This is a genomic window from Streptomyces sp. NPDC045026 (genome assembly GCF_056432625.1).
The window spans coordinates 200,423-214,840 of the sequence record NZ_JBWKIS010000001.1; the positions used below are offsets into that span (position 1 = coordinate 200,423).

Here is a 14,418-nt window from a genome sequence, read left to right on the forward strand (position 1 = left end):
AGGCGAACATGATTCGGCGTTGCTGCGGCTTCTGCGGCAGGACGGTCGGTGTACGAATCGGTATCTGGCCCAGAAGTTGGGGATCGCACCCAGTGGTGCCGCCCGATCGGGCCCGTGGACCGCGGCATCTGGGACATACGCGAGCGCACTGACCGGCACAAGGCGTGCGGTTATGGTCCGGCGGACGGTCGGCGGTTCCGTAACCGGGCCTGATCTGAGTGGGTCGAGTAAAAGGCGCCTGACGGGTAAGAACCCAGTTCAGGCGCCTCTTCTCGGGCCTCTAGAAGAAGCCGAGCTTCTGCGCCGAGTAGCTCACCAGCAGGTTCTTCGTCTCCTTGCGGTACAGGGCCTCTTTGGCGCCTGACCTGCGGTAACGGGCGATATCGCTTGATGGGAAGTCTAGTTGGTCCACGCCCGGTCCGGATCTTGGCTGGATTGCCTGTCCGCCGAGGACCAGATGGGCTGACGGCTCCATGGGGAGCAGGCCGGCCCGGCAGGCCCGGCCGAGGACATCGCCCGGGATGACGAGAATGTCGCGGGAGGCGCAGGCGGTCATCTCCTCTAAGGTCCAGCTCATAGGGGACAGTGGCAGCGACTGGACCGCTCACCAGGGTTCGTCGGCCGATACGCTCCTGCGATGCGTCTGATACCCGACGACCCGTTCCCCGAGATCGGCCACCCTTTCACGACCGACGTGAGTGCGGACGGCCGCTGGATCGCCGTCAGTTGTTACGCGAGCGGACGCGGCGACGGTGGCCGGATCGCGGTCTACCGGACGAGCGATCTCGCTTTGTGGGACCAGATTGTGCTGGAGCAGGGCATCGAAGGGCTCGCCTTCCATCCGGCCTTGCCCGTGCTCGCCGTGGGGACGGAGGAGGGCGACGAGTTCGAACTGCGGGGCGGGTTGCTCCTGTACGAGCCGGAGACGCGGCGCCGCACTGACGTGGCCGTCGCCGGGGCAGGTGTCAGCGCCCTGCGCTGGCGGGATGCGTGCCGCCTGGAGGTGACGTTCGCTCGGCCGGTTGTCGACTACGAAGACCTGGGCCGGGTGACGTACACGCGATCTGTCGTCGAGCGCCCCGATTGGCAGGACGTTACCGCCGACGTGCTCGCCGCGCTGGTCTCCTCGCCGCAGGTGCCGGTGGAGGTCGACTGGAGCGGCATCAAAGGACCGGACATCGACCAACCTCAGCGGTACCTTGCCGGCATCGCCGCCGAGCGTGGCCGCGCCTGGGCCCGGCGGCCGGGGGTGGCCGTCGTGGAGGTGCTGCGGGACGGCCGGATTCTTGCTGCGGCGCAGAGCGGGGTCCTACTGGAGTGCTGGTCGCCGGACGGTACTCCGCAGTGGTCGGTGCCGGTGCCTGACAGCCAGCGGCAACGCAACGGCTGTCGGGTGTACGTCACCCCGGACGAGGAGAGCGCGTGGATCACCGTCCTGGTGGGCGACAGCAGCGACCGGCGCACACTGCTGTGCCGGTTCGCCCTCACCGACGGTGCCCAACTCGCCGAGAGCCGCCTCGACTTTCCGGTTGCCATCGCTGCGCGCACGGATGGTGCCTGGGTGGCCAGGGACTCACGGGAGCTGTTCCCCGGGCCGCGCTGGCCGCCGTACGACAGCGTCGTGCTCACGCCGTCCGGGCGACAGCTGGCCACCCTGGCATTGGGGGAGAGCGACAGTTCCTACGACTTCACCGTGCGACGTTCGCCCCATCTGCTTTTCCTCTACGGCGTCGGCGGCGGGGAGGTAAGGACGGAACTGTTGGAGAAGTGGGTCGTGCGGGCCGACCCCAACGGGGTCGAGAAGTTGTTCCCGCTCGCCTGGCACGAGGCACTCGGCCCTCACCTGCGCGGCGGTCCCGCCGCATACGTCGACGACGACGCCGGACAGGGGCTTGTCCACACGTGCACGGCGCGCGACGGCACCTACCTCGTACGTCGCGCTTACCCGGACGGTGCTGTGGCCTGGGTCCACCGTTTCGACGCGCGGGTGACCGGGGTCGACGTGCACGGCGGTCTCGTCCACGCCGTGACCGGAGCCGGGGCCTGCGAGCTGCTCACGCTGCGAGCAGAGGAAGGCACGGTGGTACGGCGGAGGGCGCTCACCCTCAGCGGGCACCTCTACACACCGACTTGCCTGAGCGCAGGTCCGGACGGGGACCTGGTGATCGGCACGGTGGAGGGGCGGCTGATCAGGACGCGTGCAGACGGGGGAGCTCTCCCTGCACCCGAAGTTCCGGTCGCGTGGGACGCCAGAACCTGTCCGTGAACTCTTGATCAGGAAGCCTTGGGGGTGGGCGGGCTGTTTCCCGGCTGCCCACGGTCCGGGAACCCGTCCTGTCCAGGGCAGAAGGCTCCGTGTGCGCTCACGCGGATGGCGGAGTTCTCCGCCGAGCGAGCTGCTCAAGCAGCGCAGAGCGGCAGGTGTCGTGGAGGCACGGCATCCGAGCCGGGAGGACCGCGAGGAGCGGTGGGACGTCGAGCGTCGGCAGGACGACCTCGGCGACGACGGGAAAGAGCCGTTCGTCGACGGCTGCGTGAGCGCGCCGGAGGGCATCACGCCGTAGTGACTGGGCCGAGCCCTAGGCGGTGACGCCGGCGATCACGAAGCTGAACAGCAGGGCTAGGGGCAAGAAGATCAAGCCCGCCGAGAACAGCCAGCCCATTCTGGCGGACACCTTCACCCCGATCAGAATGCAGAACGGCGTCATGAGTGCCAGGTACAACATGTACGCCGCCAAGACGACGTAGCCAGCGCCCGAGGCCACAGCTTCCCCCAACTGTCCCTGCCTCGACGCATGCAAGAGCTTCGAGGTCATCCGTGCGCAGATATTTGAACACCTTCAAATCACCTTGGCGAGAGATGTCGGTTCAAGCCCATGCTCTTGATCTGCGGCGCGGGGGCCCGTCCGCCCCCGGAGGCTGCTGGTGCGCATCCGCGACGTGCTGATCGACGCCTGGTCGTGGCTCAACTACTGGACGGAGAGGCGAATCCGCATCACCCAGGTGGCCCGCTCTCCGGGCTCGCCCAGTCGTGGGCGCCGGACGAGGATCTGCGCCGGCCGGCCGCGTACAAGACGGCCACGGCCTACTACAGGAATCATGCCGGGCACCTCGGTGCGGCAGCCACGGGCAACGAAGATGCCTGGGGGTGCCGCGAGTTGGGCGATCCCGTGAAGCTGATCGACGCGATGGTATCGGCTGCCTTCTCGGCGCCGAGCAGACCGTCATCGTGCCCGGTACCGAGCACGCCCAGGACGACGACGCCGCGTCGGAGGCGAAGGTCGCGGCCGAGGCGCGGCAGCGGCTGGAGGAGTGGGCGGACAAGGAACTGCTGGCGCTGCGCATGCAGCAGGCCGAGCGTGGCGCCGTCCGCTCCGGTGACGGGGTGTACACGCTGGCGTGGGAGCCGTCGAACCGCTGGGCCCTGCTGCGCACCCACGACCCGGGGTTCCACTTCCCGTTGTGGCCCGAGGACTGCGAGCTCGACGACGTCGGGTTGCCGACGTGCGTCCACTTCGCGTGGGAGCTGCCCGAGGACTGGAGAAGGACCTGAAGGCCCGCGTCCGGCGCATCACGTACGAGCTAGGCCCCGGATCGGCGCCGCCACGAAATCGGGCGTCGCCAAGGACGGGCCTCGGATTTGGTTGTTGATCGTCCGGGTCCGTCGTCACGAGTGGTGTGAGGCGCACTACCTTGTTCTCCCACGTGGGTCGGTAGGCGACATCGACCGTGAAGTCGTGGGCGCCTCGCCCGCTGGTCCGAACCCAAACGCACGGCCTTTTCAGGCTGGTGTGCGCGCTCACCGACAGGTTCGGTCCGCGGCTGGTCCGGGAGCGAGTCATTTCGAGGCCGGATGGTGACGTGAGGCACCTTGTTGATCGCGGAAGGTGGTTCCCCGTGTCGGGTTGCCTGGAGCGCAACGGGGCTCCAGGCAACCGACTTGAGGTTCTGGAAAAACCCGAGTTTCTGTGCCGAGTAGCTCACCAGAACTCCGAACATAACCATCCGGAGCCGCGACGAGGAAGAGGCTCATGAAGGCGATCATGGGTCGTGTGCGACACGCGCAACCGGCGCTTCCCGTCGCCGTACGGCGCGCACTGACGCGAACGGCTCTCGCCAGGCAGGCCGGCGAGAGCGCGAGGCGTGGCACGTGCCGGGGTCAGACCTGCGGCAAGGAGAAGGGGACGTGCCCGACGGCGCGGCCGGTGGTGTCGAGGAGGCGGCCCATGCGTTTGCGGGAGTGGAGGAAAACGGTGCGGTCGCTGACCTTCAGGTGCGGGAAGCGATCCGCGAGGTGCGCCTCGAAGGGGTCGATGGCGTGCAGGCCGCGCAGCCAGACCATGACGAGGAGGTTGTCGGAGCCGCTGACGGACACGGCCAGGCGGACCTCTTCCCGTCGGCCCAGCGCGTTGCCCGTGGCTTCGAGGTGGGTGTGCGGGACCGCGGTGCGGTAGAGCACGACGGTCGACAGCCCGGCGAGGGGGTGGGCGAGGTCGCAGCGGAAGGTGATGTCCCGGTCCCGGATCATCCGCTGGAGCCGGCGGCGGGCGGTGTGTTCGCTCATGCCGGTCGCGGTGCCCAGGTCGGTGTAGCCGAGGCGTCCGTCACGGCCGAGGGCTTCCAGGAGGGCCTGGTCCTCGGGCGGCGGCCGGTGGTGCATGTGGGCGCTGTACGCGACCGGGTGCGAGGTGCGCGGAGCGGAGAGTTCCGCGTCACCGGACGGTTCCATGGCCCGCATGCGCCAGTCGCCGCCTTCGCTGTACAGGGTGATGCCGAGGCGTGTGCGGGTGGACCGTACGCCTCTCAGGCCGCCGATCAGGCTGTGCACCGAGCGGCCGAGGGAGGGCAGGTCGGCGGCGACGACCGACGCGAGGAGATCGAATTCGCCGGCCGTCTCGTCGACGCTGAAGACCCAGGGCATGTCGGCCAGGGCGGCGCCGGCGGATTCCACGGCCCGGGGCCGGCACCTGACCTCGACGTAGGCGACGGTCGTCGCCTTCGCGGAGTCGTACGCGCTGACCCAGGCCAGACCGCCCGCGCGCAGCCGTTCCCAGCGGCGGGCCGCCGTGGTCGCGTCCACGCCGAGGGCCCGGCCGATTCGGGACCACGGTGCCCGGGGAGCGGCCTGGAGCGCGTCGACGAGGGCCAGGTCCAACTCGGAGAACGGAGCAGCCCCGCCGGTCCCGCGGGAATCAGGGACTGTGGCTCCTCCCGAGATGTTTTCCTGCAATTCTCCAGGGATTCCTGTCACGGACCGGATCGTAGGGGCACTTCCGGCCAATGCCCAACCCCGGCTTCGGCCGCCCGGAGTCGAAGGAGTGCCGCGTGTCTGCTCCGCCCCCTCAGCCCGTCCGCAGAACCGTCCGGATCACGATCGTGCTGCTGTTCACCGCCTGGCTGGTCGACTACGCCGACCGGCTCGTCATCAACCTGGCCCTGCCCTCCATCGGCGACGAGTTCGACGTGGGCCGCGGGGAACAGGGCCTGATCGTCTCGGCGTTCTTCCTCGCCTACGCCCTGTGCCAAATCCCCGGCGGCCTGCTCGCCGACCGGTACGGTGCCCAGCGGATCATGCTCTGGGCCCTGCTGTCCTGGTCGGTGTTCACCGCGCTGACCGGCTTCGCCTGGTCGTTCGCCGTCCTGCTGCTCATGCGGTTCGCGTTCGGCGCGGCCGAGGGCGTCTTCCCGCCCGCCTCGATGAAGGTCCTCGTCGAGCGGACCACACCGGCCCAGCGCATGGGCGCCAACGGCGTGATCATGAGCTCGAACGCCCTCGCCGGGGTCCTCACCCCGCTCCTCGTCGCGCCTCTGATCGCCGCTTTCGGGTGGCGCTCGGCGTTCTACTCGACGGCGGCCCTCGGCGTGTTCGTCCTGGTGGCGATACGGGTATGGCTCCCCGCGCCGCTGCCGCCGACGGAGCCGGAGACCCGCGTCGCCCGGCGGCGCGCGGGCGGCGTCCTGCGTCAAGGCGTGATCTGGCGGTTCAGCGCCATGATGTTCGGCTACAGCGTGATCGTCTGGGGTCTCAGCACCTGGATCCCGTCCTACGTCAGCGAGGAGTACGGCGTCTCGCTCGCCTCGACCGGCGCCCTCGTGGCGATTCCCGGTCTCGCCGCGACCGGCGCGATCGTCGTCGGCGGGCGGCTCGCGGACCGTCTCGGCGGCCACCACCGCAGGGTGATCGTGCCCAGCATGACGGTGGCCGCCGTCACGCTGCTGTTCATGGTCTTCTCGCCGTCGCTCATCGGTTTCATCGTCTTCGGCACGCTCGCCACGACCGCCGTCTCCCTCTGCTACATGCCGATCCTTGCCGTGCCGCTGGGCGGCCTCGCGCCCGAGGACGTCGGCGTGGGCAGTGGCGCGATCGTCTTCGGCGGCCAGGTGGCCGGGATGGTCGCCCCGCCCGTCATCGGCGTGCTCGCCGACGCCTTCTCCTTCAAGGTGGCCTTCGCCTCCCTGGTGCTCGGCGCGGCCATCGCCGCCGTGATGACACTCCTCACCCCGCAGGACGCCGCCACCTTCCGGACCGTCACCGGCGCGCCGGAACTCCCCACGCCCGCAAAGGAGCACTCATGACCGCCGCCCCCATCGCGCGCCTGCTGTCCGGCTTCCCGGAGCGGCTGCCCGGCCTGATGGCCCTCTACGAAGACCTGCACGCCCACCCGGAGTTGTCCTTCCAGGAGTTCCGTACGGCCGGAGTCGTCGCGGAACGGCTGCGCGAGCAGGGCTGGGAGGTCACCGAGGGCGTCGGCGGCACCGGTGTCGTCGGGGTCCTGGCAAACGGAGAGGGTCCGGTGGTCCTGCTCCGCGCCGACATGGACGGGCTCCCGGTGCGGGAGCGGACGCAACTGCCGTACGCCTCCCAGGAGATGGGCGTCGACAGTGAGGGCAACAAGGTTCCCGTCATGCACGCTTGCGGCCATGACATGCACGTCACCTGCCTGCTCGGCGTGACCGCCCAACTCGCCGCCGCCCGTGGGGAATGGCATGGCACGGTCGTCGCGGTGTTCCAGCCGGCGGAGGAGGTCGGCGGGGCACCGGCCATGATCGAGGACGGCTTCCTGGATCGCTTTCCACGCGCGGATGTCTGCCTCGGCCAGCATGTGTCCCCGGCCCCCGTCGGTCTCGTCGGCACCCGCCCGGGCACGGTGATGGCCGCCTCCGACAGCCTGCGGGTCCGCCTTCACGGCCGCGGCGGACACGGCTCCACGCCTGAGACGACCGTCGATCCGATCGTCATGGCCGCCGCGGTCGTCATGCGGCTGCAGACGGTCGTCTCCCGGGAGGTGGGGGCGGCGCAGACCGCCGTGGTGACCGTCGGTTCGCTGCACGCGGGCACCAAGGAGAACATCATTCCCGACACGGCGGACCTGCGGATCAACATTCGCTCCACGACGCCCGTCGTACGGGAGCGGGTCCTGGCGGCTGTCGAACGGATCGTCCGTGCCGAGGCGGCCGCGTCCGGCGCGCCCAAGGAGCCCGAAATCACCGCTCTCAACGCCTTCTCCGTCACGGTCAACGACACCGCGGCCACCGGCACCGTACTGACCGCGATCGCCGAAGTCCTGGGCGGTGAGCGGGTGTTCACCCTTCCCGAACCCCTCACCGGCAGCGAGGACTTCGGCACCTTCGGCACGGCGCTCGGTGTTCCCTCGGTCTTCTGGCACTTCGGGGGCGGCGACCCGGCCCACTTCGAGCACATCGACCCCGACACCTTGCTGACGGACGGCCTGCCAGACACGGTCCCGGCCAACCACTCTCCGTACTTCGCCCCCGTACCCGAACCCACGATCCACACCGGCGTGACGGCGCTGCTCGCGGCGGCCGCCCACTGGCTGTGTGCCGGCGACCGACAGGAGAAGTGACGTGCCTCTGGACCCGGACATTGCCGCGTTCTTGCGAAGGCTCCAGCAACTCGGCGCCCCAGAACCAGGGGAGAACGCTGTTGCACGGGCCAGAGCCCGGCTGCGGGCGCTGACCGCCGACCACCTCGACCAGGCCGCAAAGCCCGAGGTCGCGACGGTGACCTCGACGGTGCTGGCGGATTCCGCCCCGGCCCGTGTCTACCGGCCGCATGCCACGACGCCCGTGCCAACGGTGGTGTACCTGCACGGCGGCGGCTGGGTGGCCGGCGACCTCGACACACACGACGTGCACGCCCGGAACCTGTGCCGCGACCTCGACGCCGTCGTGGTGAGCGTCGACTACCGGCTCGCGCCCGAGCATCGTTTCCCCGCCGCGGTCGAGGACGCTTACGCCGCCCTGACCTGGGTCGCGCGGCACGCGGACGCGTTCGGCGGCGACCCTGCCCGGCTGGTCGTCGGCGGCGACAGCGCCGGAGCGACGCTTTCCGCCGTGTGCGCACAGCAGGCCCACGCCGACGGACTGTCGCTCGCCGCCCAACTCCTGGTCTACCCCAGCACGGACATGTCCGGCGCTTACCCGTCGCGGGCCGAGAACGGCGAAGGCTACTTCCTCACCACCACAGAACTGCACTGGTTCTTCGAGCAGTACCTCGGCGTCAGCCCCTCCGATCCTGCCTCCGCCGCGTTCGGCGCCGACCCGCGGGTCGCACCCCTGCGGGCGAAGGACCTGTCCGGGCTCGCTCCGGCCGTCGTGGCCACCGCGGAGTACGACCCGCTGCGTGATGAGGGAGACGCGTACGCCGAAGCGCTGCGGGGCGCCGGCGTAGGCGTCGCGCACCGGCGGTTCGACGGCCTCGTCCACGGCTTCTACGGCATGGACCACCTCAGCCCTGCCGCAGGGGAGGCGACGGCCTGGATCAACGCCGCGCTCAAACGACTGCTCGGCTGACAGCCCCTACCCACCCTCGTCCGTGAAGTCCCTTTAGCCGTAAGGAAGTCCGTATGAACCCGAACGACGCCGGTGCCGATCTCGCCTACCTCAGCGCCACCGAGGCGCGACGGCTCTTCGACGCCGGCCAGCTCTCCCCGGTGGAGCTGATGCACGCGGTCATCGCCCGCGCGGAACAGACCGAACCGGTCGTCAACGCCTTCACCGAGCAGCTCTTCGACGAGGCACTCCAACAGGCCCGGCACGCCGAGGACCGCTTCCTCGGCAAGGGCGGCCTGACGCCGCGCCCGCTGGAAGGCATCCCGGTCGCCACCAAGGAGAAGCACGCCATCGCCGGGCGTTCCCTCACCGAGGGCTCCCTCGTCAACGTCGGCAACACCGCGACCGAGAACGCCCCGGTCATCGACCGGATCCTCGACGCGGGCGGCATCGTCCACGCCCGCACCGCCACCCCCGAGTTCTCCATCGCCACCTTCACCCACGGCCGCCTGTGGGGCGTCACCCGCAATCCGTGGAACCTCGACTTCACCCCCGGCGGCTCGTCCGGCGGCGCGGGCGCCTGCCTCGCCGCCGGTACCGCGCTGCTCGCCTCCGCCTCCGACATCGGCGGCTCGACCCGCATCCCCGCCGCCTTCACCGGCACCGTCGGGTACAAGGCCCCGTACGGCCGGATCCCCGGCGTCGCACCGCTGTCCGCCGACCACTACCGCGGCGACGGCCCCATGGCACGCACCGTCGACGACTGCATCACCTTCGCCAACGTCCTGGCAGGCCCCGACCCGCGCGACCACGTGTCGCTGCGCCCGAAACTCGTCCTGCCGACCGAGTACGACGCGGTCGCCGGGATGCGCATCGCCCTGTGCCTGCGCCTGGGTGCCTACGACGTCCACCCGGAGATCGAGGCCAACACCCGCGCCGTCGCCAGCGCCCTCACCGACGCGGGCGCGATCGTCGAGGAGATCGAACTCCCGTGGACCAAGGACGACCTCCTCATCAGTGCCGCCGCACACTTCTCCACGATCTTCGGCGCCCTCGTCCGCGAGATCGAAGCCGAGCACCGCGACCGGATGTCGCCGTACGCGGCAGCCTTCGCCGATACCATGGCCGTCGCCCGTGAGCAGGTCACCTACCTCGACGGCCTGCGCGTCGAGACCCGGCTGCAGCGCGAACTGGCTGAGGCGATTGCCCCCTTCGACGCCCTGATCTGCCCGACCACGGCCGTTCCGGGACTGCCCGCCGGAGACGATCTCCTGGGGCGTCTGGTGGTGAACGGCGAGGACCACGGCGAGCCGCTGTGGGCGGCCATGACGCTGCCCTTCAACATCAGCAACCGCTGCCCCGTCCTCAACGTGCCAAGCGGCCACTCCAGTTGGGGCCTTCCGACCGGCGTCCAGATCGTCGGCCACACCTATGACGACCCGACCGTCTTCCGCATCGGCAAGGCCGTAGAGCAACTCCGCACCTGGGCATACACCCCGAACCACCGACCGAGCGTCCAGCCGACGCCTCTCGTACTGTCGGCCACTGATTGATCGTGGGTCCGTCCTGACCAGGCACTGAGCCTTTCCAGCCTGCTTTCCGAGCTTGCTCGTTGGGCTGACAATGTGGAGAAGCCAGTCCTCGCGGTGCTCAACGACCTCGAGACCACCCGAGAGCCCACTGCCGTGTGATCACGCCCGTCACCCGACGTCGTCTCGCACTTCTTCGCATGCCTCGCCTCACCGAGGGCGACGCAACCTAGCGGCCCAGCTGGTCCGTGGCTGGTCCGGGACGCGCGCAGATTTGCGGCGAATGAGTCCGGAAGGTTGCTGAATGGTCACGGATAGTGGCTGCGGGGCTGTGGGTGCCTGGAAGGGTAAAGCTCCCTCCAGGCACCCAGCTTGAGGCTCTAGAAGAATCCAAGTTTCTTAGGGCTGTATGAAACCAAAACGTTCTTCGTCTGCTGGTAGTGCTCCAGCATCATCTTGTGGTTCTCGCGGCCGATGCCCGACTGCTTGTATCCGCCGAACGCCGCATGCGCCGGGTACGCGTGGTAGCAGTTCGTCCAGACGCGGCCCGCCTGGATCGAACGGCCCGCGCGGTACGCCGTGTTGATGTCCCGGGTCCACACGCCCGCCCCGAGGCCGTACAGCGTGTCGTTGGCGATCTTGATGGCGTCGTCGTAGTCGGCGAACGAGGCGACCGAGACGACCGGGCCGAAGATCTCCTCCTGGAAGATCCGCATGCGGTTGTTGCCCTCGAAGATCGTGGGCTGGACGTAGTAGCCGCCCGCCAACTCGCCGTCGTACTCGATGCGCTGACCACCCGTCAGGACTTTCGCGCCCTCCTGCTGGCCGATGTCCAGGTAGGAGAGGATCTTCTGGAGCTGGTCGTTGGACGCCTGGGCGCCGATCATCGTGTCGGTGTCGAGCGGGTTGCCCGGCTTGATGGCCTCCGTGCGCGCGATCGCCGCGTCGAGGAACTCGCTGTAGTGGCCCTGCTGGATCAGCGCCCGCGAAGGGCACGTGCAGACCTCGCCCTGGTTGAGGGCGAACATCGTGAAGCCCTCCAGGGCCTTGTCGCGGAAGTCGTCGTCCTTCGCCCACACGTCGTCGAAGAAGATGTTCGGCGACTTGCCACCGAGTTCGAGGGTCACCGGCTTGATGTTCTCGGACGCGTACTGCATGATCAGCCGGCCCGTCGTCGTCTCGCCGGTGAACGCGACCTTCGCCACGCGCGCGCTGGACGCGAGGGGCTTGCCCGCCTCCACGCCGAAGCCGTTGACGACGTTCACGACGCCCGGCGGCAGCAGGTCGGCGACCAGGCTCAGCCAGTAGTGGATGGACGCCGGGGTCTGCTCGGCGGGCTTGAGGACCACCGCGTTGCCCGCCGCGAGGGCCGGTGCCAGCTTCCAAGTGGCCATCAGGATCGGGAAGTTCCACGGAATGATCTGCGCCACGACACCGAGCGGCTCGTGGAAGTGGTACGCGATCGTGTCGTCGTCGATCTCGCTGAGCGAGCCCTCCTGGGCGCGCAGGGCGCCCGCGAAGTAGCGGAAGTGGTCGATGGCGAGCGGGATGTCGGCGGCGAGGGTCTCGCGGACCGGCTTGCCGTTCTCCCAGGTCTCGGCGACCGCCAGCTTCTCGAGGTTCGCCTCCATCCTGTCGGCGATCTTGAGGAGGATGTCGGCGCGCGCGGTGGGTGAGGTGCGGCCCCAGGCGGGCGCGGCGGCGTGCGCCGCGTCGAGGGCGCGCTCCACGTCCGCCTCGGTGCCCCGGGCGATCTCGGTGAACGGCTTCCCGTTGACCGGGCTCGGGTTCTCGAAATACTGGCCAAGGGCCGGCGGCACGTACTCGCCGCCGATGAAGTGGTCGTAGCGGGCCTGGTAGGAGACGACTGAGCCGTTGGTACCGGGCGCTGCGTAAAGGGTCATCTTGGCTGGCCTCCCGTGCGAGCCGCCCGCCGTTGGGCAGCTTTCGCACGGAGGCTAGGCGCGCGGACGTTGCAGATACGTTGCGTACGTCGCCGGGGTCCCGGGCGCGGCCTGCTCCGCGTCGAGTTCCCTGAGGCGGGCCAGCACGGGCGGCGCGGGGCGCACCGAGGCCAGCGCCAGCCACACGTCGAGGTCCTCCTCGCCCCACGGAGCGTGCGCCCAGTCCGCCAGCAGATCGGGGTCGCCCCGCGCGATGAGCGCGGCACGCATCTCGTCGGTGAGCCTGCGCCGTATGCGCACGACGGCCGGGGCCTGCGATCCGGGCAGCAGTGGTCCGCCGAACACGGCGGCCGCCGCCGTCACCGCGCCCGTCCCCAGGCGCCGCTCGACCGTCCCGAAGTCCGAGTCGACGGGGGAGGCCAGGCGGTAGGGGCGGGAGCGGAGGATGTCGGGGCCGAGTGTCCGGCGCAGGCGCGCCAGTTCGGCCCGCAGGGTCACGGGTGTCACCGACTCGTCCTCGTAGAGCGCGCAGAGCAGTTCGTCGCCGGTCAGGCCCTCCGGGTGGCGGGCCAGCAGGACGAGGATCTCGCTGTGCCGGCGGCTGAGGCGGATCTTGCGTCCGGCGCCCGTGATGAGGAGCGCCTCGTCGCGGCCGAGCGCGCTGAGCCGGAGGCCGGCCTCGTCCGAAGACGGTGGCGTGAGCAGCGCCAGCTGGGACTCCGCCGCACGCGCCACCGCCTGCACGAACGCCAGGCTGTGCGGATGGGCGAGCCCGTCCCCGCCCGTGATGTCGACGGCGCCGAGCAGTCGCCCCGAACGCGGATCGTGCACGGGGGCCGCCGCGCAGGTCCACGGTTGGACGCGCCGGATGAAGTGCTCGGCGGCGAACACCTGGACGGGCCGGTCGACCGCAACCGCCGTGCCCGGCGCGTTCGTCCCCATCGCCGTCTCCGACCAGCGCGCGCCCGGCACGAAGTTCATCTTCCCCGCGCGCTGCCGCGTCGTCCTGTCGCCCTCGACCCACAGCAGCCTGCCGTGCGCGTCGCAGACGGCGAGCAGATGCTCGCCGTCCCGGGCGAACGTGCCCATGAGTTCACGGAACAGCGGCATGACCCGCGCCAGCGGATGCTCGGCGCGGAACGCCCCGAGGTCGCCGTCGCTCAGCTCCACGCAAGCCGACGCGTCCGGGCTGACGTGCGCCCCGGCGGAGCGCCGCCAGGAGTCGGCCACCACGGAGCGCACCGGCCGGGCCACGGTCCCCGCGGCGGTGAACGTCTCGTGCGCGCGGCGCAGGACCCGTACCCGCTCGGACGGGTCGGTGCCCGGCTCCAGAGCCACCCATGGATCGGTCAAGTCGGCCTCCCCGGCGAGCGATGCGGCGGTGCATCGCTGTGAGGACATCGTCGCGCCGGGGACGCATACGGACAAGCGTCCCGACACGGATCCGCACGGATGCGTCACAGTGCGTGCGCGCCTTGGGAGAGACCGGCTCTGCTGCGCTCCTGGTGGCGCCTCCCTTCTCCTGCTTGCCTTCTCCTCCCGGCTTCTCAGGCGAAGTTGACCATTCTGATGTAGCGGGACCAGTCCCAGTACGGGCCCGGGTCGGTGTGATCCGTGCCGGGGACCTCGTAGTGTCCGAGGATGTGCTGGCGGTCTCTAGGGATGCTGTACTTGGCGCAGATCGCGGCGGTGAGATTGGCGGACGACTGGTAGAGGGCGTCGGTGAAGAACTCCGGCTGGTCGACCCAGCCCTCGTGCTCGATGCCGATACTGCGGGTGTTGTAGTCCCAATTCCCGGCGTGCCAGGCGATGTTGCGCTCGCGGACGCACTGCGCGACGTGGCCGTCGGACGAGCGGACCACGTAGTGCGCGGAGACCTGCTTGGACGGGTTCTGGAAGATGGCCAGGGCGTCGGCGTACGTCTCCTGGGTGACGTGGATGATCACGTAGTTCAGGGGATAGCTGGTGGGGCGGCTGGACGCCGTGTAGTTGGAGGTACTGGCCGGGACGGACTCGGCGCCCGGATAGTCGACGGCCTCGGCCCGGGCGGAGGCGCGGGCGGCGGGGAGCAGCGTTGCGGGCACGGCGGCGAGGGCGCCGGCCTGGAGTAACCGGCGCCGGCTCGGAAGTGGCCTTCGGTCCATGACTGGTCTGCCTCTCTGGTGGGGGCGGTGGGGCAGGGCTTTGTCTGC

The 14,418-nt window shown here is 69.9% G+C and carries 14 protein-coding genes; 8 read left to right on the forward strand and 6 right to left on the reverse strand.

The annotated features are described in order from the left end of the window. Window positions 1–19: 19 nt before the first annotated feature. Window positions 20–364 carry a winged helix-turn-helix domain-containing protein gene (locus AC07EJ_RS00865; protein ID WP_478883452.1) on the forward strand — a complete coding sequence of 115 codons (345 nt, stop codon included), beginning with the start codon at window positions 20–22 and terminating at the stop codon, window positions 362–364. On the opposite strand, the gene AC07EJ_RS00870 is transcribed toward AC07EJ_RS00865, so the two are convergent. Beyond that, on the reverse strand, window positions 281–577 hold the full coding sequence (locus AC07EJ_RS00870; RefSeq protein WP_478883669.1) for a hypothetical protein: 297 nt from the start codon (window positions 575–577) through the stop codon (window positions 281–283). The two genes, AC07EJ_RS00865 and AC07EJ_RS00870, sit on opposite strands and share 84 nt — an antisense overlap. Window positions 578–637: 60 nt before the next feature. Here AC07EJ_RS00870 and AC07EJ_RS00875 point away from each other — a divergent pair, with 60 nt between their 5' ends. Both AC07EJ_RS00875 and AC07EJ_RS00880 read left to right on the forward strand, forming a co-directional pair. Next, a complete protein-coding gene (locus AC07EJ_RS00875) occupies window positions 638–2,266 on the forward strand; it encodes a hypothetical protein (RefSeq protein WP_330278831.1) in 1,629 nt (542 codons plus the stop codon). A gap of 91 nt (window positions 2,267–2,357) precedes the next feature. Next, window positions 2,358–2,564 carry a hypothetical protein gene (locus tag AC07EJ_RS00880; protein WP_330278830.1) on the forward strand — a complete coding sequence of 69 codons (207 nt, stop codon included), beginning with the start codon at window positions 2,358–2,360 and terminating at the stop codon, window positions 2,562–2,564. 15 nt (window positions 2,565–2,579) lie between these two features. Here the strand turns inward: AC07EJ_RS00880 and AC07EJ_RS00885 are convergent, their stop codons facing one another. Next, window positions 2,580–2,816 (reverse strand): hypothetical protein, encoded by a 237-nt coding sequence (locus AC07EJ_RS00885; protein WP_326772227.1) that lies wholly within the window; start codon window positions 2,814–2,816, stop codon window positions 2,580–2,582. A 413-nt stretch (window positions 2,817–3,229) separates the two neighbouring features. Here AC07EJ_RS00885 and AC07EJ_RS00890 point away from each other — a divergent pair, with 413 nt between their 5' ends. Then, complete coding sequence (locus AC07EJ_RS00890; protein ID WP_478883453.1) at window positions 3,230–3,553, forward strand: hypothetical protein; 324 nt, start codon at window positions 3,230–3,232, stop codon at window positions 3,551–3,553. 606 nt (window positions 3,554–4,159) lie between these two features. Here the strand turns inward: AC07EJ_RS00890 and AC07EJ_RS00895 are convergent. Continuing rightward, window positions 4,160–5,251 carry an Lrp/AsnC family transcriptional regulator gene (locus tag AC07EJ_RS00895; RefSeq protein WP_330278826.1) on the reverse strand — a complete coding sequence of 364 codons (1,092 nt, stop codon included), beginning with the start codon at window positions 5,249–5,251 and terminating at the stop codon, window positions 4,160–4,162. Between the two features lie 74 nt (window positions 5,252–5,325). On the opposite strand from AC07EJ_RS00895, the gene AC07EJ_RS00900 reads away from it, so the two are divergent. The 4 genes from AC07EJ_RS00900 to AC07EJ_RS00915 are packed head-to-tail and all read left to right on the forward strand — an operon-like array spanning window position 5,326 to window position 10,346. Then, window positions 5,326–6,576 carry an MFS transporter gene (locus AC07EJ_RS00900; protein ID WP_330278825.1) on the forward strand — a complete coding sequence of 417 codons (1,251 nt, stop codon included), beginning with the start codon at window positions 5,326–5,328 and terminating at the stop codon, window positions 6,574–6,576. Then, complete coding sequence (locus AC07EJ_RS00905) at window positions 6,573–7,865, forward strand: amidohydrolase (protein WP_478883454.1); 1,293 nt, start codon at window positions 6,573–6,575, stop codon at window positions 7,863–7,865. The genes AC07EJ_RS00900 and AC07EJ_RS00905 overlap by 4 nt, the downstream gene beginning before the upstream one ends. 1 nt (window position 7,866) lies before the next feature. Then, entirely contained in the window at window positions 7,867–8,814 is a 948-nt protein-coding gene (locus AC07EJ_RS00910; protein ID WP_478883455.1) for an alpha/beta hydrolase, read from the forward strand. A gap of 53 nt (window positions 8,815–8,867) precedes the next feature. Further along, a complete protein-coding gene (locus tag AC07EJ_RS00915) occupies window positions 8,868–10,346 on the forward strand; it encodes an amidase (protein ID WP_478883456.1) in 1,479 nt (492 codons plus the stop codon). 356 nt (window positions 10,347–10,702) lie between these two features. On the opposite strand, the gene exaC is transcribed toward AC07EJ_RS00915, so the two are convergent. The 3 genes from exaC to AC07EJ_RS00930 all read right to left on the reverse strand — a co-directional run bounded on the left by exaC (window position 10,703) and on the right by AC07EJ_RS00930 (window position 14,370). After that, entirely contained in the window at window positions 10,703–12,226 is a 1,524-nt protein-coding gene (exaC, locus tag AC07EJ_RS00920) for an acetaldehyde dehydrogenase ExaC (RefSeq protein WP_389541881.1), read from the reverse strand. 54 nt (window positions 12,227–12,280) lie between these two features. Next, window positions 12,281–13,579: a GAF domain-containing protein gene (locus tag AC07EJ_RS00925; protein WP_478883457.1), complete on the reverse strand. Its 1,299-nt coding sequence runs from the start codon at window positions 13,577–13,579 to the stop codon at window positions 12,281–12,283. Between the two features lie 194 nt (window positions 13,580–13,773). Beyond that, window positions 13,774–14,370, reverse strand: a complete 597-nt coding sequence (locus AC07EJ_RS00930) for an N-acetylmuramoyl-L-alanine amidase (protein ID WP_389478755.1) — start codon at window positions 14,368–14,370, stop codon at window positions 13,774–13,776. Window positions 14,371–14,418 lie beyond the last annotated feature (48 nt).

Excerpts from the sequence above, each read along its gene's own strand:
- AC07EJ_RS00875 (WP_330278831.1), top strand. The coding sequence starts at position 638 with ATGCGTCTGATACCCGACGACCCGTTCCCCGAGATCGGCCACCCTTTC.
- AC07EJ_RS00915 (WP_478883456.1), top strand. The coding sequence starts at position 8,868 with ATGAACCCGAACGACGCCGGTGCCGATCTCGCCTACCTCAGCGCCACC.
- AC07EJ_RS00885 (WP_326772227.1), bottom strand. The coding sequence starts at position 2,816 with ATGACCTCGAAGCTCTTGCATGCGTCGAGGCAGGGACAGTTGGGGGAA.
- AC07EJ_RS00870 (WP_478883669.1), bottom strand. The coding sequence starts at position 577 with ATGAGCTGGACCTTAGAGGAGATGACCGCCTGCGCCTCCCGCGACATT.
- AC07EJ_RS00930 (WP_389478755.1), bottom strand. The coding sequence starts at position 14,370 with ATGGACCGAAGGCCACTTCCGAGCCGGCGCCGGTTACTCCAGGCCGGC.
- exaC (WP_389541881.1), bottom strand. The coding sequence starts at position 12,226 with ATGACCCTTTACGCAGCGCCCGGTACCAACGGCTCAGTCGTCTCCTAC.
- AC07EJ_RS00905 (WP_478883454.1), top strand. The coding sequence starts at position 6,573 with ATGACCGCCGCCCCCATCGCGCGCCTGCTGTCCGGCTTCCCGGAGCGG.